This window comes from Sphingomonas sp. UNC305MFCol5.2, from assembly GCF_000712135.1.
GTDB lineage: Bacteria > Pseudomonadota > Alphaproteobacteria > Sphingomonadales > Sphingomonadaceae > Sphingomonas.
On sequence record NZ_JOOE01000003.1, the window covers coordinates 502,657 to 529,524 of the forward strand.

27 protein-coding genes and 1 riboswitch are annotated in these 26,868 nt (G+C 66.6%); of the genes, 11 read left to right on the plus strand and 16 right to left on the minus strand.

Translation table 11 applies throughout. The annotated features are described in order from the left end of the window. Window positions 1-110 precede the first annotated feature (110 nt). Both serA and BR78_RS0114105 read left to right on the plus strand, forming a co-directional pair. Window positions 111-1,688, plus strand: a complete 1,578-nt coding sequence (serA, locus tag BR78_RS0114100) for a phosphoglycerate dehydrogenase (RefSeq protein WP_025587639.1) — start codon at window positions 111-113, stop codon at window positions 1,686-1,688. Window positions 1,689-1,707: 19 nt separating this feature from the next. Beyond that, a complete protein-coding gene (locus BR78_RS0114105) occupies window positions 1,708-2,802 on the plus strand; it encodes an ATP phosphoribosyltransferase regulatory subunit (protein WP_025587641.1) in 1,095 nt (364 codons plus the stop codon). Window positions 2,803-2,892: 90 nt separating this feature from the next. Here BR78_RS0114105 and BR78_RS0114110 read toward each other — a convergent pair whose 3' ends face one another. The 3 genes from BR78_RS0114110 to BR78_RS0114120 are packed head-to-tail and all read right to left on the minus strand — an operon-like array spanning window position 2,893 to window position 7,823. Next, window positions 2,893-4,323 carry a mannitol dehydrogenase family protein gene (locus BR78_RS0114110; protein ID WP_025587643.1) on the minus strand — a complete coding sequence of 477 codons (1,431 nt, stop codon included), beginning with the start codon at window positions 4,321-4,323 and terminating at the stop codon, window positions 2,893-2,895. 42 nt (window positions 4,324-4,365) lie between these two features. Continuing rightward, window positions 4,366-5,373, minus strand: coding sequence for an aspartyl protease family protein (locus BR78_RS0114115; RefSeq protein ID WP_025587645.1), 1,008 nt, complete (start codon window positions 5,371-5,373; stop codon window positions 4,366-4,368). A gap of 41 nt (window positions 5,374-5,414) precedes the next feature. Then, window positions 5,415-7,823 carry a ligase-associated DNA damage response DEXH box helicase gene (locus BR78_RS0114120; protein ID WP_025587647.1) on the minus strand — a complete coding sequence of 803 codons (2,409 nt, stop codon included), beginning with the start codon at window positions 7,821-7,823 and terminating at the stop codon, window positions 5,415-5,417. 56 nt (window positions 7,824-7,879) lie between these two features. Between BR78_RS0114120 and BR78_RS0114125 the strand changes: the two genes are divergently transcribed. Continuing rightward, window positions 7,880-8,878, plus strand: coding sequence for a ligase-associated DNA damage response exonuclease (locus BR78_RS0114125; RefSeq protein WP_025587649.1), 999 nt, complete (start codon window positions 7,880-7,882; stop codon window positions 8,876-8,878). Here the strand turns inward: BR78_RS0114125 and BR78_RS0114130 are convergent. Then, complete coding sequence (locus BR78_RS0114130; RefSeq protein ID WP_025587650.1) at window positions 8,875-9,279, minus strand: hypothetical protein; 405 nt, start codon at window positions 9,277-9,279, stop codon at window positions 8,875-8,877. The genes BR78_RS0114125 and BR78_RS0114130 overlap by 4 nt on opposite strands. Before the next feature lie 65 nt (window positions 9,280-9,344). On the opposite strand from BR78_RS0114130, the gene BR78_RS0114135 reads away from it, so the two are divergent. After that, window positions 9,345-10,049: a hypothetical protein gene (locus BR78_RS0114135; protein WP_156022326.1), complete on the plus strand. Its 705-nt coding sequence runs from the start codon at window positions 9,345-9,347 to the stop codon at window positions 10,047-10,049. 1 nt (window position 10,050) lies between these two features. Here BR78_RS0114135 and rpoN read toward each other — a convergent pair whose 3' ends face one another. The 6 genes from rpoN to BR78_RS0114170 form a co-directional block, all read right to left on the minus strand. After that, window positions 10,051-11,565: an RNA polymerase factor sigma-54 gene (gene rpoN / locus BR78_RS0114140; RefSeq protein WP_025587607.1), complete on the minus strand. Its 1,515-nt coding sequence runs from the start codon at window positions 11,563-11,565 to the stop codon at window positions 10,051-10,053. Between the two features lie 116 nt (window positions 11,566-11,681). Further along, entirely contained in the window at window positions 11,682-12,458 is a 777-nt protein-coding gene (lptB, locus tag BR78_RS0114150; RefSeq protein ID WP_025587609.1) for an LPS export ABC transporter ATP-binding protein, read from the minus strand. A 164-nt stretch (window positions 12,459-12,622) separates the two neighbouring features. Continuing rightward, window positions 12,623-13,174 carry an LptA/OstA family protein gene (locus BR78_RS0114155; protein ID WP_029727498.1) on the minus strand — a complete coding sequence of 184 codons (552 nt, stop codon included), beginning with the start codon at window positions 13,172-13,174 and terminating at the stop codon, window positions 12,623-12,625. Beyond that, a complete protein-coding gene (gene lptC, locus BR78_RS0114160; protein WP_025587613.1) occupies window positions 13,174-13,818 on the minus strand; it encodes an LPS export ABC transporter periplasmic protein LptC in 645 nt (214 codons plus the stop codon). Before lptC ends, BR78_RS0114155 begins: the two co-directional genes overlap by 1 nt. Window positions 13,819-13,859: 41 nt before the next feature. Continuing rightward, a complete protein-coding gene (locus tag BR78_RS0114165; RefSeq protein ID WP_025587615.1) occupies window positions 13,860-14,480 on the minus strand; it encodes a ribonuclease D in 621 nt (206 codons plus the stop codon). Window positions 14,481-14,511: 31 nt separating this feature from the next. Beyond that, a complete protein-coding gene (locus tag BR78_RS0114170; RefSeq protein ID WP_025587617.1) occupies window positions 14,512-15,321 on the minus strand; it encodes a TerC family protein in 810 nt (269 codons plus the stop codon). A 212-nt stretch (window positions 15,322-15,533) separates the two neighbouring features. Here BR78_RS0114170 and BR78_RS22330 point away from each other — a divergent pair, with 212 nt between their 5' ends. Continuing rightward, window positions 15,534-16,334: a cold-shock protein gene (locus BR78_RS22330; RefSeq protein ID WP_025587619.1), complete on the plus strand. Its 801-nt coding sequence runs from the start codon at window positions 15,534-15,536 to the stop codon at window positions 16,332-16,334. A gap of 88 nt (window positions 16,335-16,422) precedes the next feature. Here BR78_RS22330 and BR78_RS0114180 read toward each other — a convergent pair whose 3' ends face one another. The 3 genes from BR78_RS0114180 to BR78_RS0114190 all read right to left on the minus strand — a co-directional run bounded on the left by BR78_RS0114180 (window position 16,423) and on the right by BR78_RS0114190 (window position 19,859). Next, window positions 16,423-17,253 (minus strand): alpha/beta fold hydrolase, encoded by an 831-nt coding sequence (locus BR78_RS0114180; protein WP_197021381.1) that lies wholly within the window; start codon window positions 17,251-17,253, stop codon window positions 16,423-16,425. Between the two features lie 174 nt (window positions 17,254-17,427). Continuing rightward, on the minus strand, window positions 17,428-18,261 hold the full coding sequence (locus BR78_RS0114185; RefSeq protein WP_025561008.1) for a DMT family transporter: 834 nt from the start codon (window positions 18,259-18,261) through the stop codon (window positions 17,428-17,430). Between the two features lie 14 nt (window positions 18,262-18,275). Next, entirely contained in the window at window positions 18,276-19,859 is a 1,584-nt protein-coding gene (locus tag BR78_RS0114190; protein WP_025561007.1) for a cisplatin damage response ATP-dependent DNA ligase, read from the minus strand. Window positions 19,860-20,120: 261 nt separating this feature from the next. Here BR78_RS0114190 and BR78_RS0114195 point away from each other — a divergent pair, with 261 nt between their 5' ends. Both BR78_RS0114195 and BR78_RS0114200 read left to right on the plus strand, forming a co-directional pair. Continuing rightward, on the plus strand, window positions 20,121-20,351 hold the full coding sequence (locus tag BR78_RS0114195) for a hypothetical protein (protein WP_025561006.1): 231 nt from the start codon (window positions 20,121-20,123) through the stop codon (window positions 20,349-20,351). A gap of 159 nt (window positions 20,352-20,510) precedes the next feature. Then, window positions 20,511-21,341: a metallophosphoesterase gene (locus tag BR78_RS0114200; RefSeq protein WP_025561005.1), complete on the plus strand. Its 831-nt coding sequence runs from the start codon at window positions 20,511-20,513 to the stop codon at window positions 21,339-21,341. On the opposite strand, the gene BR78_RS0114205 is transcribed toward BR78_RS0114200, so the two are convergent. Further along, on the minus strand, window positions 21,338-21,694 hold the full coding sequence (locus BR78_RS0114205; RefSeq protein WP_025561004.1) for a DUF1428 domain-containing protein: 357 nt from the start codon (window positions 21,692-21,694) through the stop codon (window positions 21,338-21,340). The genes BR78_RS0114200 and BR78_RS0114205 overlap by 4 nt on opposite strands. 154 nt (window positions 21,695-21,848) lie before the next feature. On the opposite strand from BR78_RS0114205, the gene BR78_RS0114210 reads away from it, so the two are divergent. Beyond that, window positions 21,849-22,172 carry a hypothetical protein gene (locus BR78_RS0114210; protein WP_025561002.1) on the plus strand — a complete coding sequence of 108 codons (324 nt, stop codon included), beginning with the start codon at window positions 21,849-21,851 and terminating at the stop codon, window positions 22,170-22,172. Between the two features lie 256 nt (window positions 22,173-22,428). On the opposite strand, the gene BR78_RS0114215 is transcribed toward BR78_RS0114210, so the two are convergent. Continuing rightward, window positions 22,429-22,926: a Dps family protein gene (locus tag BR78_RS0114215; RefSeq protein ID WP_025561001.1), complete on the minus strand. Its 498-nt coding sequence runs from the start codon at window positions 22,924-22,926 to the stop codon at window positions 22,429-22,431. 101 nt (window positions 22,927-23,027) lie between these two features. After that, entirely contained in the window at window positions 23,028-23,588 is a 561-nt protein-coding gene (locus BR78_RS0114220) for a TMEM165/GDT1 family protein (RefSeq protein WP_025561000.1), read from the minus strand. Window positions 23,589-23,697: 109 nt separating this feature from the next. On the opposite strand from BR78_RS0114220, the gene BR78_RS0114225 reads away from it, so the two are divergent. The 3 genes from BR78_RS0114225 to thiC all read left to right on the plus strand — a co-directional run bounded on the left by BR78_RS0114225 (window position 23,698) and on the right by thiC (window position 26,713). Next, entirely contained in the window at window positions 23,698-24,273 is a 576-nt protein-coding gene (locus tag BR78_RS0114225; RefSeq protein ID WP_025560998.1) for a DUF2059 domain-containing protein, read from the plus strand. Window positions 24,274-24,404: 131 nt separating this feature from the next. Continuing rightward, entirely contained in the window at window positions 24,405-24,572 is a 168-nt protein-coding gene (gene rpmG / locus BR78_RS0114230; RefSeq protein ID WP_025560997.1) for a 50S ribosomal protein L33, read from the plus strand. Between the two features lie 107 nt (window positions 24,573-24,679). Continuing rightward, window positions 24,680-24,770: riboswitch (TPP riboswitch) on the plus strand. A 47-nt stretch (window positions 24,771-24,817) separates the two neighbouring features. Beyond that, a complete protein-coding gene (thiC, locus tag BR78_RS0114235) occupies window positions 24,818-26,713 on the plus strand; it encodes a phosphomethylpyrimidine synthase ThiC (RefSeq protein WP_025587256.1) in 1,896 nt (631 codons plus the stop codon). Window positions 26,714-26,868 lie beyond the last annotated feature (155 nt).

Consider the following 26,868-nt stretch of genomic DNA (forward strand, 5'->3'; position numbering starts at 1 on the left):
GGGGAGAGGGGCATATCGCGAGCCGCTCGTCTCCATCACTGCCCCTCTCCCTCGCTTCGCTACGCTCGCTTGCCCTCTCCCCTGAAGGGGAGAGGGAATGGAGAATGAAAATGCCCAAAGTCCTCATTTCCGACAAAATGGACCCCAAGGCCGCGCAGATCTTCCGCGAGCGCGGCGTCGAGGTCGACGAAATCACCGGCAAGACTCCCGAAGAGCTCATCGCGATCATCGGCCAGTATGACGGCCTCGCGATCCGCAGCTCGACCAAGGTGACCAAGGAAATCCTCGAAGCCGCCACCAACCTCAAGGTCGTCGGACGCGCCGGAATCGGCGTCGACAATGTCGACATCCCCTCGGCCTCGGCCAAGGGCGTGGTGGTCATGAACACCCCGTTCGGCAATTCGATCACCACCGCCGAGCACGCCATCGCATTGATGTTCGCGCTCGCCCGCGACCTGCCCGAGGCCGACAAGTCGACTCAGGCCGGCAAGTGGGAGAAGAACCGCTTCATGGGCGTCGAAGTCACCGGCAAGACTTTGGGCCTGATCGGCGCAGGCAATATCGGCTCGATCGTCGCCGACCGCGCACTTGGCCTCAAGATGAAGGTGATCGCATACGATCCCTTCCTCACGCCCGAGCGCGCGCTGGAGATGGGCGTCGAGAAGATGACGCTCGACGATCTGCTGCTGCGCGCCGACTTCATCACGCTGCACACGCCGCTGACCGATCAGACGCGCAACATCCTCAGCCGCGAGAACCTCGCCAAGACGAAGAAGGGCGTCCGCATCATCAATTGCGCGCGCGGCGGGCTGATCGACGAGGCAGCGCTCAAGGAGGGCCTGGAATCGGGCCATATCGGCGGCGCGGCGCTCGACGTGTTCGTGCAGGAGCCGGCCAAGGAATCGCCGCTCTTCGGCACGCCCAACTTCATCTCGACACCGCATCTCGGCGCCTCGACCAACGAGGCACAGGTCAATGTCGCGATCCAGGTCGCCGAGCAGATGGCGGACTATCTCGTCTCGGGCGGCGTCACCAACGCGCTCAACGTGCCTTCGCTCTCCGCTGAGGAAGCGCCGCGGCTCAAGCCGTACATGGCGCTCGCCGAGAAGCTCGGTAGCCTGATCGGCCAGCTCGCGCATGGCGAGATCGCGCGCGTCTCGATCCACAGCGAAGGCGCCGCGGCCGAATTGAACCAGAAGCCGATCGTCAGCGCCGTGCTCGCCGGTTTCCTGCGCGTCCATTCGGACACGGTGAACATGGTCAACGCGCCCTATCTCGCCAAGGAGCGCGGCATGGAAGTGCGCGAAGTCCGCAACGAGAAGGAAGGCGATTACCACACTTTGCTGCGCGTCTCGGTCAAGACCGAGGCGGGTGAGCGTTCGGTCGCCGGCACCCTGTTCTCGAACGCGCAGCCGCGCCTCGTCGAATTGTTCGGGATCAAGGTCGAGGCCGATCTGATCGGCAACATGCTCTATGTCGTCAACGAGGATGCGCCGGGCTTCATCGGCCGGCTCGGCACCACTCTGGGCGAAGCGGGCGTCAACATCGGCACCTTCCATCTCGGCCGCCGCGATGCCGGCGGCGAAGCGGTGCTGCTGCTGTCGATCGACAATGAAGTCACGCCCGAGCTCGTCGCCACGGTCCGCGCGCTGCCCGGCGTGAAGACGGCGATGGCGCTCAAGTTCTGAGTGCGCTAGCGGCGGGTCGATGAGCGGCCTACTTCCCGAGGGGTTTCACGACCGACTTCCGCCCGCCGCCGATGCGGCGGCGGGGCTGGAGGCGCGCGTGCTCGGGGTGGCGCGGCTCTATGGCTATGAGCAAGTCGATCCGCCGCTCGCCGAATTCGCCGACGAGCTGGCCTCGCGGCTCAAGGCGGGCGGAGTGCGCAACGCGGTGCGCTTCGTCGATCCCGTCTCGCAACGCACGCTCGCCATACGGCCCGACCTGACCGCCCAGGTCGGGCGTATCGCGGCAACCCGGATGGGCCACCATCCACGCCCGGTGCGGCTTTCCTATGCGGGGGCGGTGGTCAAGCTGAGTGCCTCCGAACTCAACCCGCAGCGCGCGATGCGCCAGCTCGGCTGCGAGCTGATCGGGCGCGACACCGTCGCCGCGGCGATCGAAGTGGTCCGCGTCGCGATCGAGGCGCTGCAGGCCGCGGGCGTCACCGGCATCGCCATCGACTTCACGCTTCCCGATCTCGCCGACACGCTTGCCGCCGATCTCGATCCCGGCACGCTGGCGCTGCTGCGCGACCGGCTCGACGCCAAGGACGCAGGCGGCGTCGCCGCGATCGACGCCCGCTGGCTGCCTCTGATCGAAGCCGCGGGGCCGTTCGACGGGGCGATAAAACGGTTGCGCGCAATCGATGCGGGCAATGCGCTGGCGAGCAGGCTCGACGGACTCGCCCGGATCGCCGCGAGCATCGACGGACAGGCGGCGCTGACGCTCGACCCGACCGAGCGCCACGGCTTCGAATATCAAAGCTGGCTCGGCTTCTCGATCTTCGCGCAGGGCGTACGCGGCGAAATCGGCCGCGGCGGCACCTATACGATCCTCCATGGCGACGGCCGCGAAGAGCCGGCAGTGGGCTTTTCGCTGTTCGCCGATCCGATCCTCGACGCTGGGCTGAGCCCGGGCGAGCGCCGCCGGCTATTTCTGCCCTTCGGCACCCCTGCCGATGCGGGCGCGAAGCTGCGCGCCGAGGGCTGGGTCACCGTCGCCGCGCTGGAGGCCGACGATACGCCCCAGGCGCAGCTCTGCACGCACGTGCTGGGGCTGGAGGGCCCCCGGGCACTGTGACCCTGGCCGTGCTCCGGCGAAAGCCGGAACGCTGGATTTCGAATGCGCCGCTTGCGGCCAACGCTCCGGCCTTCGCCGGAGCACGGAAAGCTAGCGGCCCAGCAGCGGCGTAATGTCTCCCTGCGCGAAATACTGGAAAGCCTCGCGCACCGCGGCGCGGTATCGTTCGTCTCCACCCAGCCGCGCACCGAACACCGGCTCCAGTGCCAGCATCGCCGTCACCGGATTGGCGCTGGTCGCGGCGGCGGCGAGCGAATCGGCGAGCGGATCGGTGATCGTCTCGCCAGCCTCGGCCTTGCGGCGCACGAACGCGATCCACGCCGCCACCGGCACCGCCAGCCGCTCGACACCGCGCCCGGCGTCGAGCGCCGCACGCGTGGTATCGAGCAGACGATAGGGAAGCTTCTGCGAGCCATCCCACGCAATCTGCGCGAGCAAATGGCGGATCTCCGGGTTGCGGAAGCGGTTCAGCACCGCATCGGCATAAGCGGCCTTGTCGAGCCCCTCGACCGGCACAAGCGAGGCGGCGATGTCCTGATGCACCAGCCGCGTGACGAAACTTTCGAGCGTGCCGTCGGACATCGCCTCGAACACCGTCTCGTGCCCCCGCGCGAGCCCGACATAGGCCAGAGTCGAGTGCGCGCCGTTCAGGATGCGCAACTTGGCCTGTTCATAGCCCCGCACATCGCTGGTGAGCGTCACACCGGCCGCAGCGAGATCGGGCACATCAGCCATATCGAAGCGCTGGAGCACCCATTGCGTGAAGCTTTCGCGCTGGACCGCCGCACGGTCTTCCACACCCAGCGTCTCGCGCACTCCAGCGAGGAATGCGGCGTCGCTCGCCGGAGTGATCGAATCGACCATCGAATCGGGGAAGGCGACTTCGTCCGCGATCCAGTCCGCGAGTCCGGCGTCCTGCGCGCGCGCCAGCGCCACGCATGCCGCGCGGAGCTTGGCGCCGTTGCCGGTCATGTTGTCGCAGCACAGCATCGCGAAGGGCGCCGACCCCGCGGCGCGGCGGTCTCCCAGGCCCGCGACGATCCAGCCGATCACACTTGCAGGCTCGGCAGGGCGCCGGAGATCATGGACGATATCGGGATGCGCGAAATCGAGGCTGCCGTCGCCGGCGAGGCAATAGCCCTTCTCGGTGACCGTGCTCGTCGCGATCCGCACTTCGGGCGAGGCAAGCAGTTTCCGCAGCCGCGCACCTTCGCCGGGTCCGATCGCGTCCGAATGCGCCGCGATGATCCGGGTGGAGGGTTCGCGATCGATCACCGCCAGCGCATAGAGCCCGTCTTGCGCCTTCAACGCGTCGGTGGCGCTTCCACTGCGCAGCGAAACCGCGGCAATCCCCCAGCGCGGGTCATGATCGAGTAGCCGATCGACATAAGCGGCCTGATGTGCGCGGTGGAAGGCGCCGGGGCCGAAATGGACGATGCCTGTGCGGATACCGTCCGGTGCGTGGCCCGGGCGGGCGATGGTGTCAGGCAGGGAGGCGAGCGATGCGCGGGACAGGATCATCCGCCGAGCCAAGCAGCCCCGGCGCGTCCAAGTCAATCCGGACTAATAGGATTTGACGCCGAGCGACCCGCCACCGCCCGGGATCAGCGAGCCCGTGGTGAAACGGGGTCGCCGCTCGCTTCCCTTCGGCATCCGAAAGCGGACCTGCCGGTTGGGGAAATCGATGTCGACGCGGCGGAAGCTGCGCAGCGCATCCATGCCGAGCAGCAGAGCCGGGCGCTTGGTCAGCCCGAAGCGCTCGAACGGTGCGACATCGGCGAAAGCCACCGGCATCGATCCGAACAGCACCTCGCCCACCTTGATGTTGGGCATGGTGGTATAATCGGCCATCGTCTTGTCGCCGGTCACGTCGGTCAGCTCGATCGGCTGGGTCTTGCGGCCGCGGCCGAGGCGCTTGCGCAATGCGCTGTTGCCCATGCTCACCTGGCTGCCGGTATCGAGCACCACCTGGATTCGCGTGTTGCCGTAATAGGCATCGGTCACGATCAGCTGGCCGAACATGCTCTTGGCGGTGACGACGATTTCGTCGTCCGCCTTGCGGGCCCCTTTTGCACGCTTCTGGCTGGGACGGACCTCCATCGTGCCGCGATCGAAATCGATCGAGACCTGGTGGTCGCGCAGCGTGTCGATCCCCAGCAGCCCGATCGCGCCAAGGTTGCGCGCTTCGAGCTTGGGCGCGACCACGCTGTGCTGCACGCCGATCGACTTGATCGTCAGGTCGGGCACCAGCACCGTATCGACCTGGCTGCGCCCGGTCATCGACAGCAATGTCACCGGGTGTCCCGCGCTCAGCCGCAGCGTGTTGGCGAGCTCGCGCGAGACCACGGTACGTTCGGCGCCGGTGTCGATGATGAAATTATAGGGGCCCTTGGTGTTGACTGCTACCGGCACCGTCAGCCGCTGATCGACTTCGCCGAGCGTCAGCAAGGTGGCTTCCATCACCGATTCAGGGCTGATCAGCTCGGGATCTTGCGGAGGGGCCGCAGGCGGGCCGACAGGTGCCTCGATCGGCAGTGTGAAGAGCAGGAGCGGATAAAGAACTCCAGACATGTAATAGCAATATACCTGCGCATGTTGCGCAGCAATCGAAATCAATCGAGCCGCATCGCTTCCGCCGCGATGCCTTCCGCCTCGATCAGCAGCGCATCCTCGCCGCTGCCTTGCGGGGTGCGTTCGCGCCCGATCATGATCAACACGGGCACCGCCATCGGGCTCACCCGCGGCAAGTCGATGTGCAGCATCGTGTCCGCGGCGGTATCGAGCAGGCGCGCGAGCCGCCCGACATCGGTCATCCGCGCGCGCGCATCGGCCCAGGCGGCCCTGAGCAGCAGATGGTCGGGCTCGTATTTCCGGAGCACGTCATAGATCAGGTCGGTCGAGAAGGTGACCTGCCGCCCGCTCTTCTTCTTGCCCGGATGCTGGCGCTCGACCAGCCCGCCGATGATCGCCACTTCGCGGAACGCCCGCTTGAGCAACGCCGATTGCTGCACCCAGTCGACGAATTCATGCTCGAGGATATCGGGCGAAAACAGCGCCGCGGGATCCGCGATCTTCTCGAGCCCGTACACCGCCAGCGCATAATCATTGGCGACGAAGCCCAGCGGCTTCAGCCCCATTGCCTCCATCCGCCGCGTGATCAGCATGCCGAGCGACTGGTGCGCATTCCAGCCTTCGAAGCTGTACGCGACCATGTGGTGCTTGCCTTCGTGCGGGAAAGTCTCGACCAGCAATTGTGCCGGCGCCGGGATCGCCGAGCGGCGCTCCTGCACTTCGAGCCATTCGCGGACATCGTCGGGAAAGCGCCGCCACTGATCGCGGTCGTGCAGATATTCGCGCACGCGATTGGCGAGCGTCGAGGTGATCGCCAGCCGCGCGCCCATATACGACACGTAGCGCGCCTGCTTCGCGCTCGCCCGCACGATCAGGTCGGTGAGCTCGACGCGCTCGACCTCGAGGCTCAGCCCGGCGAAGAAGAAGGTATCGCCCGGCGACAGCGTCGATCCGAATCCCTCCTCGATCTTGCCCAGCTTGCGGCCGTTCTTGAAGCGCACGTCGAGCATCGGCGCCTCGACGATGATCCCAGCATTGAGCCGATGCTGCGCAACGAAGGCAGGCTTGGTGACGCGCCACAGGCCGTCCTGCCCGCGCGTCAGCCGCTTGAACTTGTCATAGGCGCGCAAGGAATAGCCGCCATCGGCGATGAAGCTGAGGACGCGGTCGAACGTCTCCTGTTCGAGCGCCGAATAAGGCAAAGCGCCGCGCACTTCGTGCAGCATTCCCGCAGCATCGAACGGGGCCGCGCATGCGCAGGCCATGACATGCTGCGCCAGCACGTCGAGCGCGCCGGGGCGGAAGACGTCCGGATCCAGCTCGCCTTGCTCGACGGCGTCGAGCGCCGCGCGCGCCTCGAGATATTCGAAGCGGTTGCCGGGGACGAGCACTGCCTCCGACGCCTCGTCGAGCCGGTGGTTGGCGCGGCCGATCCGCTGGAGCAGCCGCGACGATCCCTTCGGCGCGCCCATCTGGATCACGCAGTCGACATCGCCCCAATCGACTCCGAGATCGAGGCTCGCGGTCGCCACCAGCGCACGCAATTTGCCGTCGGCCATCGCCTGCTCGGCGCGGCGCCGCGCCTCGAGGCTCAGGCTGCCATGATGCACGCCGATGGGCAGCTTCAGTTCGTTGACCTTCCAGAGCTGCTGGAAGACCAATTCGGCGAGCCCGCGCGTGTTGCAGAAGACGATCGTGGTGCGGTGCGTCTCGATCTCGGCCATCACCTGCGGCATCGCATAGACGCCCGAATGGCCCGCCCAGGGCACGCGGCCTTCGGGGAGCAGGATCGCGATATCGGGATCGGCGCCCTTTTCGCCCTGCACCAAAGTCACTGCGTCGATGTCGCCATGCGGTGCCAGCCAGGCACGATAGCCGTCGGGATCGGCCACCGTCGCCGACAGCGCGACGCGGCGCAGCCCGGGTGCCAGCCGCTGCAGCCGCGCCAGCGCCAGCGCCAGCAGGTCGCCACGCTTGCCGGTGGCAAACGCATGGACCTCGTCGATCACGACCGTCTTCAGCCCCTCGAACATATTGAGGCTGTCTTCGTAGGAAAGCAAAAGGCTCAGCGATTCGGGCGTGGTGAGCAGGATCTCGGGCGGCCGCGCGCGCTGGCGCACTTTCCGCTCGTGCGGCGTATCGCCCGTCCGCGTCTCGACGCGGATGGGCAGCCCCATCTCCTCGATCGGGGTGAGCAGATTGCGCTGCACATCGACCGCGAGCGCCTTGAGCGGCGAGATGTAGAGCGTGTGCAGCCCTTGCCCGGGATGCTCGATCAACTCGGCCAGCGTCGGCAAAAAGCCGGCGAGCGTCTTGCCCGCCCCCGTCGGAGCGACCAGCAACGCGTGCTGACCGGCGCGCGCGGCGTCGAGCATCTCCAGCTGGTGCCGCCGCGGCGTCCAGCCGCGCGACGCGAACCAGTCGGTGAGGGTTTGAGGCAGGTCCGTCACTTCTCGAGGGGCTTCAGCGTGTGGGAACCGGCGGGCATCACGACCATATAGACACAATGGCCAAACTCGGCGACTGGATCGAACCCCGCCCCCAGGGCATCTATATTCCCGCCGCCGACGCATGGGTCGATCCCTCGCAACCGGTGGAGCGCGCGCTGATCACGCATGGCCATGCCGATCATGCGCGCGGCGGGCATGGCGAGGTGTGGGCGACCCCTGAGACGCTCGCGATCATGGAATGCCGCTACGGGCCGCAGAACGGCCACCCGGTCGGCTATGGCGAATCGCTGCGCATGGGCGAGGTCGATGTCGGCTTCGTTCCCGCGGGACACGTGCTCGGCTCGGCGCAAATCGTGCTCGACCATGCCGGCGAGCGGATCGTCGTATCGGGCGACTATAAGCGCCGCGAAGATCCCACCTGCGCCCGCTTCGAGCCGGTGCCCTGCGACATCTTCGTCACCGAGGCGACTTTCGGCCTTCCCGTGTTCCGCCATCCCGAAACGCATGACGAGCTCGACAAATTGCTGACCGCGCTTCGCGCCAATCCGTCCCGCTGCGTACTGGTCGGGGCCTATGCGCTGGGCAAGGCGCAGCGGGTGATCAAGGAGCTGCGCGTGATGGGATTCGACGATCCGATCTACATCCACGGCGCGCTCCAGCGGCTGTGCGATCTCTATGTCGAGCAGGGTGTCGATCTCGGCGAGCTGCGCCCCGCCACCGGCGTGGCGAAAGCCGAGCTGCAGGGACGGATCATCCTGTGCCCGCCAGGCAGCCTCAACGACCGCTGGTCGCGCCGCCTGCCCGATCCGATCACGGCGATGGCATCGGGGTGGATGCGCGTCCGCCAGCGGGCCCGGCAGCGCAATGTCGAGCTGCCGCTGATCCTCTCCGACCATGCCGATTGGGACGAATTGACCACGACGATCCGCGAGATCGCGCCGCGCGAAGTGTGGGTGACGCATGGCCGCGAGGATGCGCTGGTCCATTGGTGCCGGCTGCATCAGATAAAGGCGCGTGCGCTGGACCTCGCCGGCTTCGAGGACGAAGACGACTAGCCCGCGGCGCGCAGCGCTCCCGCTATCGCTCCGTGGAACAGCCAGGCCTCGGCCTCGGCGACAGTGTCGAAACAGCGCGGGCCCGAACCGCGCCCGCCGAGCGCGCGCTGGAGCTGGCTGCGCGCGAGCGTGCGGCCGATCACGAAGGCGAGCCGGCGCGAACGATATTCGGGCGCGCCCAGCATCTGCTGGAATTCGGCGACGCTTTCCTGCGGCTGGATTTTCATGCCCCGCAGATCGTTGATCGTCAGATGCGCGTTGCGGCCGCAGGTCAGCTTCGCATGCGCCGCCCGCCGCGCCTCGTAGAAGTCCCGGATGTCCTCGGGGGTGAACAGGCCCGCCATGGCGATCCGGACGAGATCGCGCTCGGGTTCGACAGTGATGGAGAAGGTCGCGCTCATGCCCTTCTTATAGGAAAGACCTTTTCCGAATCCCGAGTCCTCCCCTCATTTCACCGCGCCAGGGATTGATCCGAAACCGCGCAAGCTCCGATTGCGCCATCGGCCGCTACGGAGGATTCTCCATCGCAGCCGAATGGGGAGAAGGATGGGCTATGGCAGAATTCGCCGGACGCAGCCGCGCCGCGCCGCCTCCGCTCGTGCCTGTACCCATGATCGCAGGAGGCGCGCTCAACGCAGCCCCGCGCGTACAGCGTCTCGCAGCGCAGGCCGTGGCGCTCAATGCCGGTCAGGCGCCCATCCAGCTGATGCCGCCGAAGAAAGATCCTTCCAAAGAGAAGAAGAGCAACAACAAGAAGCAGGACAAACAGAAGGCGGCCGCCAAGGGCAAGGAAAGGGCGAAGAACCGGAAGGTCGAGCGGCTGGCCAACAGCGTCCGGGGCTATGACTCGACCCAGCACAGTCGCAAGGAGATCCGCGCCGCGATCGCCGCCGGCAATGTCAACAAGATGCGCGCCGGACATCTGAGCGCCGACAGTTCGCAGAAGATGAATGCCGGCACCCGCAAGACCATCACTGGCCTGACCGGCGCCATCAAGGCCGAGAAGGCGAAGGCGAAAGCCGAAGAGCACAAGCACGCCGGGAGCGACGTCGAAGATGTCGAGGAAGAGGATGTCGAACTCGACGTCGACTATGACGACACCGGCTACAAGCCGCCGCGCGAGGACCAGGATCCGCCGCCCCCGGGAGCCGCGGGGATCGCCGCCCACTAGCTCAGCCTACGCCCTCCAGCGCCTTTTGCCGGCGGCGCTGGACCGAGCTGCCGATCCCCAGCGCCTCACGATATTTGGCCACCGTGCGCCGGGCGATGTCGAAGCCCTTCTCGCGCAGCATGTCGACCAGCGTGTCGTCGGAGAGGATCGCCTTGGGGTCCTCGCCCTGGATCAGCGTCCGGATCGCGCTCTTGACCGCTTCCGCCGAGACCGCGTCGCCGCCGTCCGCCGACTGGATCGCGCTGGTGAAGAAATATTTGAGCTCGAACAGCCCGCGCGCGCAGCTCAGATATTTGTTGCTGGTCACGCGGCTGACCGTTGATTCGTGCATCTCGATCACGTCGGCGACCTGGCGCAGGGTCATCGGCTTGAGATGCGCGACGCCTTTCAGGAAGAACGCCTCCTGCTGCTTCACGATCTCGGTCGCGACCTTGATGATCGTGCGCTGGCGCTGGTCGAGCGCCTTGACCAGCCAATTGGCGCTGGCGAGCATGTCCGACATCCACGCCTTGCTGGCCTTGTCCTGCTTGCCCGCCGAAACCTCGGCATAATAAGCGCGGTTGACCAGCAGCTTGGGCAAGGTCGCGGCGTTGATCTCGACTGCCCAGCCCGCGCCACGCCGCGCGACGAAGATGTCGGGCACCACCGCCAGCGTCGGCTCTCCGCCATAGCGGCAGCCGGGCTTGGGATCGTAGTTCCGGAGCTCGCGGATCATGTCCGCCAGATCCTCGTCGTCGACATTGCACAGGCGTTTGAGCCGAGGCAGGTCGCCCCGCGCGACGAGCTCGAGATTGTCGATCAGCCGCGCCATGCACGGATCGTAGCGATCGGCTTCCTTCGCCTGCAGCGCGAGGCACTCGGCGAGATTGCGCGCGCCTACCCCGGTCGGGTCGAAGGTCTGGATCGTGGCCAATACCGCCTCGACGCGGGCCAGCGGCACACCGAGCCGGGCGGCGATGTCGAGCAGCGGCGCGGTGAGGTAGCCCGCCTCGTCGATCTGGTCGATCAGATGCGCGGCGATGAACAGATCGGCACCGGCCACGCTCTCGCCGGCCTGCGCCATCAGATGGTCCGCCAAGCTCAGCTCGGACGCGCCGAAATTGTCGAAATCGGGCCCGTCCTCGGATCCGCCGCCGCCCGTGCCGCTCATCCCGAGGCTGCCGTCGAGCCCGCCCACCGAATCGGCGGCGCTGTCATGGTGGAAAGTCTCCGCGGCGAAGTCGACGTCGAGCGATGCTTCGCCCGCCGCCTCGCCGCCGCCCGCCAGCAGCTCGCTCGCATCGGCGGGGCCGTCGCGCACCGCCTCGAAATCGCCCTCGGGCTCGGCCGCCGCGACGTCGGGCGCGTCGTCATTGCCGCCTTGCGAATCGAGCAAGGGGTTCTTCTCGAGCTCTTCGGCGATGAAGGTCTCGATCTCGAGGTTCGACAGCGCCAGCAGCTTGATCGCCTGCTGGAGCTGCGGCGTCATCACCAGAGATTGCGACTGCCGCAGATCGAGGCGCGGCGCGAGACTCATCCGGTCTGCCTCCCACCGTTCGCTTCGAGCGAAGTCGAGAAGCGCTGGCCGGGGACCAAACCCCGTTTCTCGACTTCGCTCGAAACGAACGGAAAGGGGGCGAACGCACCCATAGCCTAGAGCTCGAAGCTTTCGCCCAGGTACAGCCGGCGGACATTCTCGTCGCGGACGAGTTCCTCGGGCGATCCGGCGAAGAGCACGCGGCCGTCATAGATGATGTAGCCGCGATCGACGATGTCGAGCGTCTCGCGGACATTGTGATCGGTGATCAGCACGCCGATCCCGCGATTCTTGAGCTGGATCACGAGATCGCGAATGTCCGAGATCGAGATCGGATCGATGCCCGCGAACGGCTCGTCGAGCAGGATGATCGTCGGGTCCGCCGCCAGCGCGCGGGCGATCTCGGCGCGCCGCCGCTCGCCGCCCGACAGCGCCATCGCCGGCGCGCTGCGCAGCCGAGTCAGCCCGAATTCTTCGAGCAACGTATCGAGTCGCCGCTCGCGCGCGCCCTTGTCGGGCTCGGCGAGCTCGAGCACGGCGAGGATGTTCTTCTCGACCGTCATGCCGCGGAAGATCGACGTCTCCTGCGGCAGGTAGCCGAGCCCGAGAATCGCGCGGCGATACATCGGCAGCTTGGTGATATCCTCGCCGTCCAGCATGATCCGGCCCGAATCAGGCTTCACCAGCCCCATCACCGAATAGAAGCACGTCGTCTTGCCCGCGCCGTTGGGGCCGAGCAGCCCGACCACTTCGCCACGCCCGACCGAGACCGAGACGTCGGTGAGCACCACGCGCTTGTCGTACGATTTGGCGATCGAGACGACCGCGAGCCCCCTGTCCGGCAACGGCGCCGGATCGGCTACGGGATGCTCGAGCATGGCGACGTCGTTCATACCGATTCCTGCGCGATCGTTTCACTCATCCGCCGCATATAGGTGCGGATTGGCAGGATTCCTGCATGAGATTGCCGGGGATGAAAAGCGAAACTGCGGCAGTCCGTTGAAAAAGGCGGGTTACCGGCGCTTTGCTGTCCGGTGCCGGCGGGCGCTTCAGCGCATTACTGCCCTTCGCGCTTCGGCACCGAGAAGCGGCCGGTCACGCGGCCGCCCGAATTCTGCACGCCCGGCTCGCCGGGAATGGTGCCGCCACGCACGCCCGAACCGTCGATCGTCGCGCGGCCGGTGTCGAGGTCGATCGACAGACGCCCGCCCGAGACGTTGTTCGCGCCCTGGCGCAGCGTCACGCCGCCCACCATCGTGATCACCCGACGGTTGAGATCGTACACTGCATATTGCGAGCGCGCGGTCTGATCGGGCCGCGACACGGTGACGCCGCCCGACGCATCGAGCCGCGAGACCTGGGGCGAGCCATTGGTGATCTGCCCGGTATAGGCCACCGTCATCCGCGCTGCGGTCAGCGTCATCTCGGCCTGGGTGATCTTCACATTGCCGGTCAGCAGCACGCGGTTGGCGCGGTCCTGCAGTTCGATCCGGTCCGATGCGAAGTCGATCGGCGCGGACGAATTGTGGCGCGTCTGCGCGAAAGCGGGCGCGGCAGCGGCCAGCGCCAGCGCGAGTCCGATCGGAAGCGGGGCGATACGGCGGGTCATCAACGCCTATTTGCGCGGCTGGGGACGATCCGCAAGCGCGCATTGCCTTCGAGCGAGACGGTACGGCTTTCCAGATCGGCGGTAAGCTTGTCCGCGCTGAACACGCCGGTGGGGGTATTTCCGGTCACCGCGCCGCCGCTTGCCATGGTTCGCGCCTTGAGATCGACGGTCGCGTCGTGCGTGTTGAGAACATAGCCGTCCGAGGTCTGGAACTTGAGCGGGCCGTTCACCGCGACCTTCTGGTTGGTCATGTCGTATTGGCCGCGCTCGGCTCTGAGTGAGGCCGGGCCGGTGTCGAGCCGGATCTCGGCGGAGAGGTCGTTGAGCTTCACGATCGGCTCGAACGAACTGCGCTGCACCGCGGATCCCGCATGAAGATGAAAAGGGCGCCCCTTGTCGTCGGCACCCCGATATTCGGCGGCGTCGATGCGCAGCCGCTCGGGCGAAATGTCGACCTTGTTCTTGTCGAGCACGAAGCTGACATCGCCGCCCATCATCAACGGCGCGACCACGAGGAACGCGCCGAGCACGCCAATCCCGATCGGCAGCAAGATCAGCCCCAGCCGCACGATGCGGTCGTGGCTGCTGCCCGGATGCGCCCAGCCGCGCTTCTGCGAACGGAGGCGCGCGGCGACTTCAGACATGGAAGGCCATGTCTGGCAGATAGGATAGAAGCGGCGTGGCGCTAGATATGCGCAAAGATATCCACCTCGGGCCAGCCGGCGAGATCCAGCTCTGCGCGCCACGGGAGGAAATCGAAAGCGGCCTGGGCGAGCGGCATGCGCCCTTCGCGCTCGAGGCGCTTGTCGAGTTCCGCCTTCATCGCATGGAGATAGCGCACGTCCGAGGCGGCATAGTCCTTCTGCGCTTCCGAAAGCTCGGGCCCGCCCCAGTCCGAGGATTGCTGCTGCTTCGAGATTTCCTGCCCCAGCAGCTCGCGGACAAGGTCCTTCAATCCGTGCCGGTCGGTATAGGTGCGCACCAACCGCGAGGCGATCTTGGTGCAATAGACCGGCGCGGCAGTCACGCCGAGATAGAAACGAATCGCCGCGAGATCGAAGCGCGCGAAATGATAGAGCTTGAGCCGTTCGGGATCGGCGAGCAGTGCTCTGAGATTGGGCGCGTCATAGGAAGAGCGCGGGCCGAAGCGAACGAGATGCTCGTCGCCGCCGCCGTCGGAGAGCTGGACGACGCACAGCCGGTCGCGCGGCGTGATCAGCCCCATCGTCTCGGTATCGACGGCGATCGACGCGCCGGGGGCGAACACGCCTTCGGGCAGGTCTTCTTCATGAAAATGCACGGTCATGGCAGCCGCCTAGACTTGTTCGCCGCGCGCCTCAATGGGCTGAAGGCGGCTCGTTTCGCGCCGCCTTCCTGTCCTTGGCGCGGCGCGACCAGATGTTGAGCCCCTCGACCGCCGCCGAGAAGGCCATCGCAGTGTAGATATAGCCCTTGGGCACATGCGCGCCGAATGCCTCGGCGATCAGCACCATGCCGATCATCAGCAGGAAGCCCAGAGCGAGCATCACCACCGTCGGGTTGCGGTTGATGAAGTTGGCGAGCGGATCGGCGGCGACGAGCATCACTGTCACTGCCACCACGACGGCGACGTACATGATCTCGACATGCTCGGTCATCCCCACGGCGGTGAGGATCGAATCGATCGAGAAGACGATGTCGAGCAGCAGGATCTGGACGATCGCCGCGGTGAAGGTCATCGACACGACCTTCTTCTTGTCGAGCAGGTCGTCGGTGTCGTGTTCGTCCGAATCGACCGAATGGTGGATCTCGGTGGTCGCCTTCCACACCAGGAACAGCCCGCCGGCCAGCAGGATCAGGTCGCGCCACGAGAATTGCGTCTCGAAGGCAGGCTCGCCGTGCGAGAGCGGCCCGACGATGCCGAGGTCGAACACCGGCGCGGTCAGCCCGACGATCCACGCGATCATCGTCAGCAGCGCGAGTCGCATCACCAGCGCGAGGCTGATGCCGACTCGCCGCGCCTTTTGGCGTTGTTCCTCGGGCAGTTTGTTCGACAGGATCGAGATGAAGATGAGATTGTCGATGCCCAGCACGACTTCCATCACGATCAGCGTGACGAGCGCGGCCCAGGCGGCCGGGCTGGCGAGCAGTTCGAGGATGTTCTCCATATCCCGCAAGCTGTGCCGCGCGACGGAGCGTGGCGCAAGCGCCGCCGACTCCATGAATCTGCCCTAATCAAGACGATTTTCGTTCGCGCTCTGTCCGATTTTGGGCTATGACCGATTCCGTGGCGCTGTTTTTTGTGCCCGGACACCTGCGTTTTTCGTCCGACGCTTGGGTTTTGATTGGAGTAAGGGCGAACCGGGAAGACGAACAGGGCATGAGTTTTGATCGAGGGCGCCGTGGGGATCGCGGCGGGCGCGGCAGAGACAAGCGCGACGGTTTTGGCGACGAAGGTGGCGGCGGTTTCGGCGGCGGTAGCGGCTTCGGCGGCGATCGTGGTTTTGGCGGCGGTGGCTTCGGTGGTGATCGCGGCGGCTTCGGCGGCGGTGGCGGCTATGGCGGCGGCGGTGGCGGTGGCTATCGCGGCGGTGGAGGCGGCGGCTTCGGCGGCGGCGGCGGCGGCGGTTTCCGTGGCGGCGGCGGCGGCGGAATGCCCCCCCAGGTCGTCGGCGAGGCGACGGGCGTCGTAAAGTTCTTCAACGCACAAAAGGGCTTCGGCTTCGTCGTTCGCGATGACGGCGGCGAGGACGTGTTCGTGCACATTTCGGCAGTCGAGCAGGCCGGCCTGACCGGTCTCGCGGAAGGCCAGCCGATGGGCTTCACGCTCGTCGATCGTGGCGGCCGCATCTCGGCGACCGATCTCAAGATCGACGGCGAGCCGATGCCGGTGACCGATTCGGGTCCGCCGCGTGATCGCGACGGCCCGCGCGGCGGCGCCGGTGGTCCGCAGCGTCAGCTGACGGGCGAGAAGGCGACCGGAACGGTCAAGTTCTTCAACGCGATGAAGGGCTTCGGCTTCATCCAGCGCGATGACGGGCAGCCTGACGCATTCGTTCACATCAGCGCCGTCGAACGCGCCGGCATGCCGACGCTCAACGAAGGCGACCGCCTCGAGTTCGAACTCGAAGTCGATCGCCGCGGCAAGTACGCGGCAGTGAACCTGCAGCCGGGCAGCTGAGCCTTTAGCTGACAGACAAACGAAAGGGCCGGAGGGAAACCTCCGGCCCTTTTGCTTGGGTCCTCGATCGGCGGCGGGCGGGCTCTCGTTACGCCCGCTTTTGGCGCGAGCCCCCGCTCTCCAGGAAGGCGCGGATGCGCTTGGCGGTCGCTGCCGGATATTCCTCGGGGAAGAAATGTCCCCCCGACACCGATTGACCCCGCACGTCATCGGCCCAGCGCCGCCACAAGCCCAGCGGCCCGCCCGCATCGTCGTACCAGCGCGCCAATCCCCCTCGATCGCTCCACAGCGCCAGCAGTGGGCAGGCGATGCGGTGCCCGGCGTCGAGATCCGCTTTGTCGATTTCCCGATCTACCCCGGCTGCGGCGCGATATTCCTCGCAGATGGCGTGGACGCGGGCAGGATCGCGCAATGCATCGACATATGCCTCGCGAAGCCAGCCGGGAAATGCGTCCGGTGACGATCCCCATTCGGCGATCGCGTTGTCGACGACGGCATCGGGCGCCGCCGCCAGGAGACGCTCGGGAAGCGGCGCCGGCTGTGCGAGCAGCGAAAACGGCCAGAAAGCCAGAGCAAGCCGGGCGTCGGCACGGTCCCACACTTCGTAGGTCGGAACCATGTCGAGCACGGCGACATGCGATATGACCTCGGGATGATCGAGCGCCGCGCGATATGCGACGCGGCCACCGCGGTCATGGCCGACGACGGCGAAGCGTTCATGCCCGGCGATCCGCATCGCATCCGTCAGCGTCGCGGCCAGTGCGCGCTTCGACATCGCATGGCGGCCGCTGTCCCGGGGGCAACTGCTGCGCCCATATCCCGGCAGGTCGGCGACGACCACGGTGAACGCCTCGGCGAGCAGCGGGGCGACCGCGTGCCACATCAATCCGGTTTCGGGAAAGCCATGCAGCAGGAGCACGGGCGGTCCGGCTCCGCCTCTGCGTATGAAGACCGACCCTCGACCGGAATCGATCGAGATGGTTTCAAATCCGGGAAAAGCGCCTTCCTCCTCTGCCATCGGGGAAAAACAACGAGGGCCGGCCGGAAGTTCATTGCGCCGGAGAAACACTCTCGCCTCGATCGCCGCCCTGCATCACCGCGTAAGAATCAGCACCGCTCCGCCGAGTATCCCCGCCACCCCCACCGCGCGGCCGACAGTCACGCGCTCCTTGAGCACGAACGTCGCGATCAGCAGCGCCGTCACCATCCCGGTCTCGCGCAAGGCGGCGAGCGGCGCGGTCGGCCCGAGCGCGAAGGCGCTGAGCGCCAGCCCATAGGTCAGGATCGACAGCCCTCCCGCCGCCGCGCCCGGCCGCCACTGCGCGCGTGCCGAAGCGAAGATGCCCCCGCGCGAAAGCAATGCGAACATCGTGACGGTCGCGATCCCCATCAGCACGAACATCCAGACGATGTAACTGAAAGGCGTCGGCGCCGCCCGCACGCCCTGCGCGTCGATAACGGTATAGCCGGCGATGGTGAACCCGGTGAACAGCGCCCAGCCCAGCCCCGCGCGGCTGATGTGGCGGCCGGCCACCATCACGAACAGGGCCGCGCCGATCAGTGCGATTCCCGCGATCTCGCGCGCGTTCGCCGGCTCGCCGAGCAATCCGATCGCGACTGCGGCAGTGACCAGCGGAGCAGTGCCGCGCAGGATCGGATAGGCCGCGGAGAAGTCACTGGTCTCGAACGCGCGGACCAACGCGTAGAGATAGGCGCAGTGCAGGAACGCCGTCGCGAACAGCCAGCCCCATGCGCCCGCAGGCAGCGGCACGAGCAAGGTCGCGGGCAGCATCAGCACGGCGCTCGATCCGTCGATCGTCGCGCGGCCGGCCATCTTGTCCTTGCCGCCCTTCAGGATGGCATTGACCCCCGCGTGGATCGATCCCGATGCGATCATCATCGCCGGGGCAAGAAAGGCGGCCTGCATCGCCGTCCCCTCGGTCAGGTCGCGAGCTTGCGCAACCCCTCGATCGTATCCGCCTCGCTCGCCGGTTTGTCGTTGCGGATTCGGCTGATCCGCGGGAAGCGCATCGCCAGCCCCGATTTATGCCGCTTCGATTCGTGGATCGAATCGAACGCCACTTCGAGCACCAGGCTCTTGTCGGTCTCGCGCACCGGGCCGAAGCGATTGACCGTATGGTTGCGCACATGATGGTCGAGCCATTTGAGCTCTTCGTCGGTGAAGCCGAAATAGGCCTTGCCGACGGGGAGCAGCTCGCCTTCCGCGGTCCACGCGCCGAACGTATAATCGGAATAAAAGGAACTGCGCTTGCCGCTCCCGCGCTGCGCGTACATCAGCACGCAATCGGCGATCAGCGGATCGCGCTTCCATTTGTACCAGAGCCCTGCGCGCCGCCCACCGACATAGGGCGAATCGCGGCGCTTGAGCATCACGCCCTCGATCGCCGCGTCGCGCGCGCCGGCGCGGATCTCCTCCAGCGCGGCGAAGTCCTCCGCCTCGATCACTGCAGACACGTCGAACCGCTCGGGATCGAGCCGCGCGGCAAAGCCTTCGAGCCGCCCTCGCCGCTCCGTCCAGGGCAAGGCACGCAGATCCTCCGCCCCGTCGAACAGGATATCGTAGAGCCGCACGAAAGCGGGATATTCGGCGAGCGTCTTGGCCGGCACGACCTTCCGCCCCAGCCGCTGTTGGAGCGCATTGAAACTCCCCGCGCCGCCTTCGCCACCCTGCGCACTGCCCTTCACCAGCAGTTCGCCGTCGAGCACGCCCGGCGTCGCGAACGCCCGCGCCACTTCGGGAAAGCTGGGCGTGATGTCGTCGCCCGCCCGGCTGTAGAGCCGCGTCTCGCCCGCGACGCAGACGAGCTGGACGCGGATGCCGTCCCATTTCCACTCGGCGGCATAGTCGTCGAGGCTGACCTGCGCCTCCTCCAGCGGATGTGCGAGCATGAACGGCCGGAACACCGGCACATTCTCCGGGGTCGGCTGGGCTCCGCGTCCCTCCGCCCAGTCGAACAGCGCGGCATAAGGCGGCACCAGCCCGTGCCAGACCTCCTCGACTGCATCCACATCGAGCCCGAACGCCTGCGCCAGCCCGGTCTTGGCCAGCCGCGCCGAGACCCCTACCCGCAATGCGCCCATCGCCAGCTTGAGCAATGCGAAGCGCTCGTCGGCATCCAGCCGGTCGAGCATCGATGCCAGCGCGGCGGGGGCATCGGACTTCGAGATCGTGCCGAGCACATGGACGACCTCGGAAAGCGTCAGCGGCGCGCCGGCCTTGGGTGGAATCTCCGGCCCGGGCCAGAGCAAGGCGATCGTCTCGGCCGAATCGCCGACAAAGTCCCGGCTCAGCGCGAACAGCACCGGATCGACGCGCTCCTCGACCATCGCGCGCACCAGCGCCGGCTTGACTGCGGGCAGATCGAGGCTTCCGGTGAGCGCCGCCATCGCCCAGCCGCGGTCGGGATCGGGCGTGCGCGCCAGATAATCGCCGATCAGCCGCAATTTGGCGTTGCGCGACCGCGTATAGATCAGGGCATCGAGCAGATCGGCAAAGGCGCGCATGGTCGCGCAACGCATAGCGCCGCCGATGCGCTCCCGTCACGATCTTCGCATTGCCGCAGCGACTTCCACTATCATCGCCAAATGCTGGGGTACGGAAAGCGATGAAACACTGGCCTGACTTCGGCCATCTTGCCTGGCGCGACACCCCGGTGCGTTGGACCGGCCCCTCGATTGGGGCAGCTCGTCGCGCTGCGATGGACGGTTTTACAAAGGGATGACAGCCTGTTCTGGGGAGGCCTTTAAGTATCGAAAGGGCTCACTATGCGTATTCTCAAATTCGTGACAGCGTCAGCGCTGGCGCTCGGTGTGGCGGCCGTACCCGCCGCTCAGGCATCGGTGTCGATGCTGTCGCTGCAACGCGCAGCCACCGTTGGCGAAAAATCGAGCGATCTCAATGGATCGGTAGCGATAATCCTCATCGCGTCCGCTGCCATCATCGGAACGGCCATTTACGTGTCGACAAACGATGACGACGACCCTGACAGCCCCTGAGCGCGCTCGTGTGACGTTCGAACCGGCGGTGCAGTCAAGTGCGCCGCCGGTTTTCCATTGAGTCTTCCAGGTCGCGCACTTCTGGCGCTAGTCTCATGCTTCCGCGTGAGCTCGCGCAACGCATAGCGCCGTCGATGCGCTCCCGTTACGATGTCCGGCATGCGAAACACGCGCCTGTTGCTGATCGGGTTGGGAGCGTGCCTGACCGGCACGCTGCTCTGGGGATTTCTGGAGGCGCGCGCCGATCCGATCGTGCGCCGCGCCGAGCTCGCATTGGCCGATTGGCCCGCCGGGGCGCCGCCGCTGCGGCTGGTGCTGCTGAGCGACGTGCATGCCGGGAACCTCGCCGTCACGCCGGCCAGGCTCGAACGCATCGCCGCCAGTATAAACGCGCTGCGGCCCGACCTCGTGCTCATCGCCGGCGATTTCATGCCGGGCGAGGAGGAGATCGACGCCGCTTCGGCCACCGCGAGGCTGACGCCGCTCAAGAGGCTGCGTGCGCGGCTGGGCGTGGTGGCGGTGCCGGGGAATCACGATCATTGGACCGGGCTCGGCGCAGTACGCACCGCGCTCGCCGGCGTCGGCGTGACCCTGCTCGCCAACCAGGCGGCAGCGCGCGGGCCGCTCGCGATCGCGGCGGTGGATGACGATTATTCGGAATATGCCCGAACCGCGCCCACGATCGCCGCCGCGCGCCGGCTCCCGGGTGCGAAGCTGGTGCTCACCCATTCGCCCGATATCGCGCCGCAACTGCCCCGCGATTTCCCGCTCCTCCTCGCCGGCCACACCCATTGCGGGCAGGTAGTGATACCCTTTTACGGCTCGCTCGATCCGGTCTCGCGCTACCAGGACCGCTATCGCTGCGGCGTGATTCGCGAGGGCGTCCGCACTGTGATCGTCACCGCGGGAATCGGCGGCAGCCTGCCGTTTCGCCTCAATGCGCCGCCGGATATGTGGCTGCTGACGCTCGGCCCTCCCGCACAGCGCTAGTCCCTGCCCATCATGGCGATCGGCTCGAAGCAGCCCAGGATCAGCCGCCGGGCATCGAAGGGCGGCTCGCCGGCATCGTCCATCCGCGGATCCTCGTGCATCCTCGCCTCGGCGGCTTCGAAAAACGCCTTGTCCGGCCAGACCTGCCAGCTGAAGACGATCTTCTCGCCCGCTTGCGCCGCAACGGCGCGGCGAAAGTCCGTCTGCTTCCCTTCGGGCACGAAATCCTCCCAGCATTCGACGATTTCGAGGCAGCCATATTCCTTGAAGAAGGCGGCGCCGTTCTCGGCCCATCGGCGATAGGCTTCGAGCTGTTCCGCAGGTACCGGGATCACGAGGCCGCAGACATACATGACGCACGTCCTTCCGCTGGTTCTTCGAGGGGTCAACCTGCCACGGGCTGCGGCAATGTCGAGTCGCTCCGTGCAATGGCGCTGCCGCGAAGTTGCGGTTAGGATCGGCGGCGCCGGGCAGCACGCCCTGCCTTGGGAAGAGGGTTCCGCACTTATGAAGCTTATCGTTCCGGCCGCCGCCGCGCTCGTATTTCTCGCCCCCGGCGCCTTCGCCCAGACCGCGCCCGCCGCGGCGCCCGCGCCGGCCGCAGCCCCCGCTGCCGCCGCGAAGTTCGGCCTCGACACGCCGATCGAGGCGCTGGTCGCCGATGCCAAGGCCAAGGCGGTGCTCGATGCCGATCTGCCCGGCGTCTCCACCCACCCGTCCTACGACATGTTCAAGGGCATGAGCCTGCGCGCGGTCCAGCCGATGTCCGACGGCAAGCTCACCGACGAGATGCTCAAGAAAGTCGAGACCGACCTCGCCGCGATCAAATAAGAAAAGGGCCGGGGGATCGCCCCGGCTCGCTCGGATAGCGGTTCGATCCGCTTTCTTCGTCATCCCGGATGTTAGGCTTTCCCGGAAAACCGCAGGTTTTTCGTTGGAAAGACTTACAGTCCGGGATCCACCTCTCCGCTGGTGGATTGCCGCGCGGTGGATCCCGGACAGCTCGATTTTCTGATCAAATCAGAGATTTGAAGAAAATCGGCTTCCGGGATGACGAGAAGTGCGACCTCCACGGACCGGGATCCATTCAGCCCTTGCGGCTGGCCTCGAACAGGAACCAGGCGCGCTCCTCGGCCTGATCGGTCCATTCGTCGACGATGCCGGAGGTGGCGTTGTCGCCCGCATTCTCGGCGGCCTGCTTCACTGCGCGGAAGCTCTCGACCAGCTTGAGATTGTCGTCGCGCAGCTCGGCGAGCATGTCGCCGGGCGCCACGAACTCGGCATCATTGTCCTTGATCGTCTGGCGGCGCGCGATGTCGCCGATCGAGCGGATCGTGACGTTGCCGGTCTTGCGCACGCGCTCGGCGATCGCATCGGTCACGCCGTAAACCTGCGCCGCCTGGTCGTCGAGCAGCAGGTGATAGTCGCGGAAATGCGGGCCCGAGACGTGCCAGTGGAAATTCTTGGTCTTGAAATAGAGCGCGAAGCAATCGGCCAGCGCGCTGTTCAGCGCATCGGCCACGCTCTTCGTGTCGTTGCGATTGAGGTCCGTGGGCGTCTGAAGCGCCGCCTTTGTGTCTGCCATCATGTCCTCCGAAAACGATACGTGAGCCCAACGACCCGCATATAGGATCGGCTCCGCAGGCTGCCACGGCTATTTTCGATGAGAAAGATCGCCCGCGCCGATCAGCCGAGCAGGTCCAGCCCATTGAGGGCGAGCACGGTACCGGCGACGAGGAAGATCGCGGCTGCGCCCAGACGGAGCCAGCGCAGCGGCAGCGCGTTCCAGCGCGCCTCGCCTAGCAGCGCCGCGGCCATGGCGACTGCGGCCGCGCCCAAGGTCGACCCGGCGGCGGCGAACCACGGCATGCCGGAAGCGGCAAGCGCGAAAGTGAAGAACTGCGTCTGCTCGCCCAAAGCGAGCACGAACACCCCCGCCAGCGGCGTGAGAAACGGCCCGAAATGCCAGCGCTCGAGCCGACTGGGCAGCGCGGTGCGCCACAGCGCGGTCACACCCCCCGCCACCAATGCGATCGCGAGCAGTAGCGACTGCGCCTCGGGCGTCAGCACCAGAGCCCCACCCGCCAGCGCCGCGGCGACGCTGCCGATCCCATGCGCGAGCGCCGCCGCGAGCGCCACCAGCGGCGGCCGGCGAAACCGATCGGCAAGGATCGCAGTGAGCAACGCCGGCCGATCGCCGGGCTGTGCCAGCAGCGCCAGTAGAATGGCGGGAACGAGCGCTTCCATCCGCGCCTTATCGCCGCATCGTCCTCGCCGGTACAATCGTCGATCGCAGCTGGCGAGGCCCGACGGGGAGCGCTAAGCCTGCGCATCGGAAAATCCCAGGGGAATGCGAATGCGGTTGGTTGTGGGAGCAGTCGTGCTCGCTTTGTCGCCCCTGGCGCCGGTCAGCGCGCAGACTGCGCCGCCTCCGGTCACGGCACCCGATCCCGCGCGGCTGGCTGCGGCGCAGGCCCTGATCGAGCGTATCATGCCCGCCGACAAGCGCGACGCGATGGTCGAGCAGATGGTGCGGCCGATGCTCGACAATGCGCGCGAGGCAATGTCGAATGCGCCGATGTTCGCCGATATGGCGCGCGACAATCCGAAGCTGGCCTCGGCGATGAATGGTTTCATGAATGAAGAGTTCGAGCGCTCGATCGCGACGACCAAGGCGGCGATGCCGGCGCTGTTCGACGCGATGGCGCGGGCCTATGCGCGGCGCTTCACGCTCGATCAGATGCGCGACATCGGCAATTTCTTCAAAACGCCCTCGGGGCGCGCCTATATCGAGACGGCGCCGACGATCATGTCCGATCCGGACGTCCAGGCCGCCCAGCGCGCGATGATGAACCAGACGATGGCGGGCATGCAGGAACGCATGGCCAAGCTGGTCGAGACGCTCCGAGCGGAGGCGAAGAAGCAACCTTAGGGATGCCGGTGCGGTGCGTACCGCATCGCCTTCTTGACTTTTCCACACGATTCGCGCATCCGCCGCGGCCTGACAGCGGTGCGCCTGCGCGCGCCGCTATTTCTTTTCGAACGATTCAAGGGTTTCGGGTCATGGCCAAGCCGACCACTGTCAAGATCAAGCTCGTCAGCACGGCGGACACGGGTTTCTTCTACGTCACGAAGAAGAATCCGCGCACCCAGACCGAGAAGTTCTCCTTCCGCAAATATGATCCCGTCGTGCGCAAGCATGTCGAGTTCAAGGAAGCCAAGATCAAGTAAGGCCGTGGGGCCTCGGCCCCGCACGCACCTGGCCTCCGCGGTTCGCTGCGCGAGGCCGGCGCCATTGCCTCTTCCCCTCGCCCCGTCATGCGCCTAAGACCCCGGCATCCCCGGGGGAGCGCCGCACCGCGCTTGAGAGGAGGGCAGGAGCCCTCGACCCGCTGAACCTGATCCGGCTGACACCGGCGTAGGGAGGGAGCGGCCCCGCCACCGGACCGTCCTCTCCCCTATTTGGAGAAGACACCATGGCCGACCTCCCCGCACGCACCGAAATCGGCGTAACCACCGGCCCGATTCGCGGCTCGCGCAAAATCCATGTCGGCCCGCTCGGCGTCGCGATGCGCGAGATCCATCTCGAGCCCGGCAGCGGCGAGGCCCCGGTCCGCGTCTACGACACCTCGGGCCCCTATACCGACCCCGAAGCCCGCATCGACATCAAGGCCGGTCTCCCCGCGCTCCGCCGCGACTGGATCCTCGGCCGCGGCGATGTCGAGCAGGTCCAGGCCCGCGAGATCCGCCCCGAGGACAACGGCCAGCTCGGCCCCGATCGCTCGGGTGGCGTCGAGCCCTTCCCCAACGTCGTCAAGCGCCCGCTGCGCGCCAAGCCCGGCGCCAATGTCAGCCAGATGCATTATGCCCGGCGCGGCATCATCACGCCCGAGATGGAATATGTCGCGGTCCGCGAGAATCTCGGCCGCGAGCGCCTGGCCGAATATATCCGCGACGGCGAGGATTTCGGCGCGTCGATCCCCGACTACGTCACCCCCGAATTCGTCCGCGACGAAGTGGCCCGCGGCCGCGCGATCATCCCCAACAACATCAACCACCCCGAGAGCGAGCCGATGGCGATCGGCCGCAATTTCCTCGTCAAGATCAACGCCAATATCGGCAACAGCGCGGTCGCCTCGAACGTCGCCGCCGAAGTCGACAAGATGGTCTGGTCGATCCGCTGGGGCGCCGACACGGTGATGGACCTCTCCACCGGCCGCAACATCCACGACACCCGCGAATGGATCCTGCGCAACTCCCCCGTGCCGATCGGCACCGTCCCGATCTACCAGGCGCTGGAGAAGGTCGGCGGCGTGGCCGAGGACCTGACCTGGGAGATCTTCCGCGACACCCTCATCGAGCAGGCCGAGCAGGGCGTCGACTATTTCACCATCCATGCCGGCGTCCGCCTGCCCTATGTCCCGATGACCGCCAGGCGCGTCACCGGCATCGTCAGCCGCGGCGGCTCGATCATGGCCAAATGGTGCCTCGCCCACCACAAGGAGAGCTTCCTCTACGAGCGCTTCGACGAGATCACCGAGATCATGAAGGCGTACGACATCGCCTATTCGCTCGGCGACGGCCTGCGCCCCGGCTCGATCGCCGACGCCAATGACGAAGCCCAGTTCGCCGAGCTCTACACCCTGGGCGAGCTGACCAGGCGCGCCTGGGCGCAGGACGTCCAGGTGATGATCGAGGGCCCCGGCCATGTGCCGATGCACAAGATCAAGGCGAACATGGACAAGCAGCTCGAGGCGTGCGGCGAGGCGCCCTTCTACACGCTCGGGCCGCTCACCACCGATATCGCGCCGGGCTATGACCACATCACCAGCGGCATCGGTGCCGCGATGATCGGCTGGTACGGCACGGCGATGCTCTGCTACGTCACCCCCAAGGAGCACCTTGGGTTGCCGGATCGCGACGACGTCAAGGTCGGCGTGGTGACCTACAAGCTGGCCGCCCACGCCGCCGATCTCGCCAAGGGCCACCCTGCCGCCAAGGTCCGCGACGACGCGCTGAGCCGCGCCCGCTTCGAGTTCCGCTGGCGCGACCAGTTCAACCTGTCGCTGGATCCCGACACGGCGGAGCAATATCACGACCAGACCCTCCCCGCCGAAGGCGCCAAGACCGCGCATTTCTGCTCGATGTGCGGCCCCAAATTCTGCTCGATGAAGATCACCCAGGAAGTCCGCGACTTCGCCGCGAAGCAGAACGCCAGCGCCGACACCTTCCTCGCCGCCACTTCCACCGGCACGGAGACCGCCGCCCCCAGCGAGGCCGCCGCGCTCAAGGGCATGGAGGAGATGAGCAAGGTGTTCAAGGAGACGGGGAGCGAGCTGTATATGGGGGCTGGCGGAAGGGAGCACGACTAGCCCTCCCGTCGCCCACCCGTCGTCACCCCGGCCTTGTGCCGGGGTCCACTTGGCGGCAGGCGATGAAGCAAAAGGATCGAGCCGCATCATTCGCGGCTTGGTGGACCCCGGCACAAGGCCGGGGTGACGATAGAGAGAAGCAGTCGTCACCGGCT

What these genes read in the sequence shown, in the direction of transcription:
- BR78_RS22330 (WP_025587619.1), top strand. Translation starts at nt 15,534, where the DNA reads ATGAGTTTTGATCGAGGGCGCCGTGGGGATCGCGGCGGGCGCGGCAGA.
- BR78_RS0114170 (WP_025587617.1), bottom strand. Translation starts at nt 15,321, where the DNA reads ATGGAGAACATCCTCGAACTGCTCGCCAGCCCGGCCGCCTGGGCCGCG.
- BR78_RS0114195 (WP_025561006.1), top strand. Translation starts at nt 20,121, where the DNA reads ATGCGTATTCTCAAATTCGTGACAGCGTCAGCGCTGGCGCTCGGTGTG.
- BR78_RS0114225 (WP_025560998.1), top strand. Translation starts at nt 23,698, where the DNA reads ATGCGGTTGGTTGTGGGAGCAGTCGTGCTCGCTTTGTCGCCCCTGGCG.
- rpmG (WP_025560997.1), top strand. Translation starts at nt 24,405, where the DNA reads ATGGCCAAGCCGACCACTGTCAAGATCAAGCTCGTCAGCACGGCGGAC.
- thiC (WP_025587256.1), top strand. Translation starts at nt 24,818, where the DNA reads ATGGCCGACCTCCCCGCACGCACCGAAATCGGCGTAACCACCGGCCCG.
- BR78_RS0114155 (WP_029727498.1), bottom strand. Translation starts at nt 13,174, where the DNA reads ATGACCCGCCGTATCGCCCCGCTTCCGATCGGACTCGCGCTGGCGCTG.
- BR78_RS0114115 (WP_025587645.1), bottom strand. Translation starts at nt 5,373, where the DNA reads ATGTCTGGAGTTCTTTATCCGCTCCTGCTCTTCACACTGCCGATCGAG.
- BR78_RS0114220 (WP_025561000.1), bottom strand. Translation starts at nt 23,588, where the DNA reads ATGGAAGCGCTCGTTCCCGCCATTCTACTGGCGCTGCTGGCACAGCCC.
- serA (WP_025587639.1), top strand. Translation starts at nt 111, where the DNA reads ATGCCCAAAGTCCTCATTTCCGACAAAATGGACCCCAAGGCCGCGCAG.
- BR78_RS0114110 (WP_025587643.1), bottom strand. Translation starts at nt 4,323, where the DNA reads ATGATCCTGTCCCGCGCATCGCTCGCCTCCCTGCCTGACACCATCGCC.
- BR78_RS0114125 (WP_025587649.1), top strand. Translation starts at nt 7,880, where the DNA reads ATGGCCAAACTCGGCGACTGGATCGAACCCCGCCCCCAGGGCATCTAT.
- BR78_RS0114210 (WP_025561002.1), top strand. Translation starts at nt 21,849, where the DNA reads ATGAAGCTTATCGTTCCGGCCGCCGCCGCGCTCGTATTTCTCGCCCCC.
- BR78_RS0114205 (WP_025561004.1), bottom strand. Translation starts at nt 21,694, where the DNA reads ATGTATGTCTGCGGCCTCGTGATCCCGGTACCTGCGGAACAGCTCGAA.
- lptB (WP_025587609.1), bottom strand. Translation starts at nt 12,458, where the DNA reads ATGAACGACGTCGCCATGCTCGAGCATCCCGTAGCCGATCCGGCGCCG.
- BR78_RS0114105 (WP_025587641.1), top strand. Translation starts at nt 1,708, where the DNA reads ATGAGCGGCCTACTTCCCGAGGGGTTTCACGACCGACTTCCGCCCGCC.
- BR78_RS0114200 (WP_025561005.1), top strand. Translation starts at nt 20,511, where the DNA reads ATGCGAAACACGCGCCTGTTGCTGATCGGGTTGGGAGCGTGCCTGACC.
- BR78_RS0114130 (WP_025587650.1), bottom strand. Translation starts at nt 9,279, where the DNA reads ATGAGCGCGACCTTCTCCATCACTGTCGAACCCGAGCGCGATCTCGTC.
- BR78_RS0114185 (WP_025561008.1), bottom strand. Translation starts at nt 18,261, where the DNA reads ATGCAGGCCGCCTTTCTTGCCCCGGCGATGATGATCGCATCGGGATCG.
- BR78_RS0114190 (WP_025561007.1), bottom strand. Translation starts at nt 19,859, where the DNA reads ATGCGCGCCTTTGCCGATCTGCTCGATGCCCTGATCTATACGCGGTCG.
- BR78_RS0114165 (WP_025587615.1), bottom strand. Translation starts at nt 14,480, where the DNA reads ATGACCGTGCATTTTCATGAAGAAGACCTGCCCGAAGGCGTGTTCGCC.
- rpoN (WP_025587607.1), bottom strand. Translation starts at nt 11,565, where the DNA reads ATGAGTCTCGCGCCGCGCCTCGATCTGCGGCAGTCGCAATCTCTGGTG.
- lptC (WP_025587613.1), bottom strand. Translation starts at nt 13,818, where the DNA reads ATGTCTGAAGTCGCCGCGCGCCTCCGTTCGCAGAAGCGCGGCTGGGCG.
- BR78_RS0114215 (WP_025561001.1), bottom strand. Translation starts at nt 22,926, where the DNA reads ATGGCAGACACAAAGGCGGCGCTTCAGACGCCCACGGACCTCAATCGC.